Here is a 3,914-nt window from a genome sequence, read left to right as displayed (position 1 = left end):
TGCATCGATGAAGAGAAGATGTTTGAACGTCCTCGGCAGGCCTGGCAGCGACCTACTCTCCCGCGTCTTGAGACGAAGTACCATTGGCGCTGAGGGGGTTAACGGCCGAGTTCGGAATGGGATCGGGTGGGGACCCCTCGCAAAGGCCACCAGGCCAGCGGAGGACGTTCATGTGTTCTGATGGCCGCGCAATGAGCCTGGCCGTCCGGCCGTGCGGGGCGCCGATGAGGAGCCACGCACACGCTCGTTGCGCTGCGATCAGATCGTGAAACTGGCGGGTTGAACCCGTCCGGCAAAAGCCGGTCTTTCCTCAATCGTATTCGTTTCAGTTCTCGCCACCGCCTCACAACAAGCAGCCCGAAGGCCAGGCTCATTGCAGAGCAATCAGCAGAGAACCGTTCGCCATTGGCGAATGGGCATGAACTAATGAGAGTGATCAAGCCGATCGAGCGATTAGTACTGGTAAGCTACGCATGTCACCACGCTTCCACATCCAGCCTATCAACGTCGTCGTCTACAACGGCTCTCAAGGGAGAACTCGTTTCAAGGTGGGTTTCCCGCTTAGATGCTTTCAGCGGTTATCCCGTCCGTACGTAGCTACCCTGCAATGCGGCTGGCGCCACAACAGGTCCACAAGAGGTACGTCCACCCCGGTCCTCTCGTACTAGGGGCAGATCCTTTCAATTCTCCGACACCCACGGCAGATAGGGACCAAACTGTCTCACGACGTTCTGAACCCAGCTCACGTACCGCTTTAATTGGCGAACAGCCAAACCCTTGGGACCTGCTCCAGCCCCAGGATGCGATGAGCCGACATCGAGGTGCCAAACAACACCGTCGCTATGGACGCTTGGGTGTCATCAGCCTGTTATCCCCGGCGTACCTTTTATCCGTTGAGCGATGGCCCTTCCACTCGGGACCACCGGATCACTATGGCCGTCTTTCGACTCTGCTCGACTTGTCAGTCTCGCAGTCAGGCAGGCTTATGCCATTGCACTCAACGAGCGATTTCCGACCGCTCTGAGCCCACCTTCGCACGCCTCCGTTACTCTTTGGGAGGCGACCGCCCCAGTCAAACTACCCACCATACACTGTCCCGGGCGTAAGCCGCGGTTAGACATCCATGAAAGCAAGGGTGGTATTTCAAGGGTGGCTCCACGCAAGCTGGCGCTCACGCTTCAAAGCCTACCACCTATCCTACACATGCCGCCACGAATGCCAGTGTAAAGCTATAGTAAAGGTGCACGGGGTCTTTCCGTCTGACCGCAGGAACCTCGCATCTTCACGAGGAATTCAATTTCACTGAGTCGATGCTGGAGACAGCGGGGAAGTCGTTACGCCATTCGTGCAGGTCGGAACTTACCCGACAAGGAATTTCGCTACCTTAGGACCGTTATAGTTACGGCCGCCGTTTACCGGGGCTTCAATTCGGAGCTTGCACTCCTCCTTTTAACCTTCCGGCACCGGGCAGGCGTCAGACCCTATACGTCGTCTTGCGACTTCGCAGAGCCCTGTGTTTTTGATAAACAGTCGCTACCCCCTGGTCTGTGCCCCTCGGATCTGCTTGCGCAAACCCAAGGCCTCCTTCTCGCGAACTTACGGAGGCAATTTGCCGAGTTCCTTCAGCATCGTTCTCTCAAGCGCCTTGGTATACTCTACCAGTCCACCTGTGTCGGTTTCGGGTACGGTCTATACGGTGGAGCTATTTCCCGGAACACCTTCGCTGCCAGACCAATCCAATAAGGACTGACAACACACGGCATTCGTCACTACCACCAGGTTGCAGAATATTAACTGCATTCCCATCGACTACGCCTTTCGGCTTCGCCTTAGGGGCCGACTAACCCTGCGCAGATTAACTTTACGCAGGAACCCTTGGACTTTCGGCGAGGGAGTCTCTCACTCCCTTTATCGTTACTCATGTCAGCATTCGCACTTCCGATATCTCCAGGACCTCTCACGAGTATCCCTTCACGGACCTACGGAACGCTCCGCTACCGCTTGTCAAAGACAAGCCCACAGCTTCGGCACGTGGCTTGAGCCCCGTTACATTTTCGGCGCGGAGACCCTTATTTAGACCAGTGAGCTGTTACGCTTTCTTTAAATGATGGCTGCTTCTAAGCCAACATCCTGGTTGTTTTGGGGTCTCTACATCCTTTCACACTTAGCCACGATTTGGGGGCCTTAGCTGGTGATCAGGGTTGTTTCCCTCTCCACGACAGACGTTAGCACCTGCCGTGTGTCTGCTGGATAATTCTCTCGGGTATTCGGAGTTTGGTTAGGATCAGTAAGGCGGTAAGCCCCCATAGCCCATCCAGTGCTCTACCCCCCGAGGAATACGTCCAACGCTCTACCTAAATAGATTTCGCGGAGAACCAGCTATCACCGAGTTTGATTGGCCTTTCACCCCTAGCCACAAGTCATCCGAGAATTTTGCAACATTCAACGGTTCGGTCCTCCAGTTGGTGTTACCCAACCTTCAACCTGCTCATGGCTAGATCACCCGGTTTCGGGTCTAATCCGACGAACTGAACGCCCTGTTCAGACTCGCTTTCGCTACGCCTACACCTACCGGCTTAAGCTTGCTCGTCAGACTAAGTCGCTGACCCATTATACAAAAGGTACGCGGTCAGGCTTGCGCCCTCCCACTGTTTGTAAGCATCCGGTTTCAGGAACTCTTTCACTCCCCTTGTCGGGGTGCTTTTCACCTTTCCCTCACGGTACTGGTTCACTATCGGTCATCGAGGAGTACTTAGCCTTGGAGGGTGGTCCCCCCATCTTCGAACAGGATTTCACGTGTCCCGCCCTACTTGATACGTCAACGTCGGATCCACATACGGGGCTGTCACCCACTATGGCCCACCTTTCCAGATGGTTCTGCTTTCCTAAGTTGCTCGGCTGGTCCGCGTTCGCTCGCCACTACTAGCGGAGTATCGGTTGATTTCCTTTCCTCCGGGTACTGAGATGTTTCACTTCCCCGGGTTCGCTCCCTTTCGGGTACCCTTAACGGGTGGGTTTCCCCATTCGGACATCCATGGATCAAAGTTTGTTCGCAACTCCCCACGGCTTTTCGCAGCGTACCACGTCCTTCATCGCCTCTCGATGCCTAGGCATCCACCAGATGCTCTTAAGGCACTTGATCACTCTCATTATCGATGCCCACCCGAGATCCAATCGGATCAAACGCCCTGCGGAGGCGCGACGTCGTTCAACGTCGAATGGTGCTTCGATAAGGAAAGACCAGTTTCACGAGATCTGTTCGCATCATCCCCAAATGGCCGGTCAGGACCATCGGGGCAGGGGAGGGGTACATGTCTGCAGCTGAGCCACAGGATGTCGGAGATACCCTCCGCCCGTCGCATCGAAACCGATCCGTCGAGGAACGCAACGCTCGCGCGTTTCGTCTCCTCATCGATCCCGATGGGCGAACACATCTTCTCTTCACGATGTCAGTCTGAGCTTGGGCCGCACAAAGTGCTCGAGCCCGGCGCCGCATCCGCGGCGTATCCTGCAAAGCAGGAATTCGGTTCTGTTCCAGAACGGTAAACTTGGTGGAGCCTGTCGGGATCGAACCGACGACCCCCTGCTTGCAAAGCAGGTGCTCTCCCAGCTGAGCTAAGGCCCCTCTGTTTGCGTCGTCGGCGATCAGCCAAAACAAGCCAGACCAGCCAAATCCGTGGTGGGCCTGGATGGACTCGAACCATCGACCTTACGCTTATCAGGCGTACGCTCTAACCACCTGAGCTACAGGCCCCGCCGGCAACGCTCGCATACACAAGATGCGCGCATCACACAACGCTGGTTCGCGCCCAGCCCGTCCTCTCGTCGCCGAGAGGGGAGGGCCGGTCCCAACCGTTCTGTTCAGAAAGAGAAACGAAGGCGGCGTCGTCTCGCCAATGCCTGTGATCCGAAGA

General features: G+C 56.1%; 2 tRNA genes and 2 rRNA genes. All 4 read right to left on the bottom strand.

Annotated elements, in window-relative coordinates:
* Positions 1-39 precede the first annotated feature (39 nt).
* Positions 40-154 (bottom strand): 5S ribosomal RNA (rrf, locus tag L1787_RS12335).
* A gap of 278 nt (positions 155-432) precedes the next feature.
* Positions 433-3,142: ribosomal RNA gene (locus tag L1787_RS12330) — 23S ribosomal RNA — on the bottom strand.
* A 407-nt stretch (positions 3,143-3,549) separates the two neighbouring features.
* Positions 3,550-3,625 (bottom strand) — tRNA-Ala (locus L1787_RS12325).
* Positions 3,626-3,677: 52 nt separating this feature from the next.
* A tRNA-Ile gene (locus tag L1787_RS12320) sits at positions 3,678-3,754 on the bottom strand.
* Positions 3,755-3,914: the final 160 nt, after the last annotated feature.

Origin of the sequence: Acuticoccus kalidii (genome assembly GCF_021556395.1) — a bacterium.
Lineage (GTDB): Bacteria > Pseudomonadota > Alphaproteobacteria > Rhizobiales > Amorphaceae > Acuticoccus > Acuticoccus kalidii.
This window is presented reverse-complemented; position numbering and strand designations above follow the sequence as displayed.